Source organism: Pannonibacter anstelovis (assembly GCF_036881715.1).
Lineage (GTDB): Bacteria > Pseudomonadota > Alphaproteobacteria > Rhizobiales > Stappiaceae > Pannonibacter > Pannonibacter anstelovis.
This window is the reverse complement of record NZ_JBAKBF010000041.1, coordinates 1-257: the sequence shown is the minus strand read 5'-3', so window position 1 is coordinate 257 and position 257 is coordinate 1. Positions and strand designations below refer to the sequence as shown.

1 pseudogene is annotated in these 257 nt (G+C 66.9%); it reads left to right on the top strand.

Features of this window, described 5'->3' with window-relative positions:
* Nucleotides 1-257, top strand: a pseudogene (locus V6L75_RS21025) (methyl-accepting chemotaxis protein); the annotation flags it as partial.

The window sequence follows — 257 nt, the reverse complement described above, 5'->3', positions numbered from 1 at the left end:
TCGGTGGATGCGATCGGGAATGTCGGGGAAACCATTGCCACGCTGAACAGCATCGCCGCGACGATTGCCGCTGCCGTTGAGGAGCAGAACGCAGCCACCTCGGAAATCGCCCGCAACGTGCAGCAGGCGTCTGCCGGCACGGTGGAAGTCTCCTCCAACATCACTGGCGTCAGCCGTGCGGCGGAGGAAACGGGCGCGGCCGCCTCGCAGGTTCTGGGCTCGGCCAGCGGCCTTGCCCGCGACGCAGAGACGCTGAA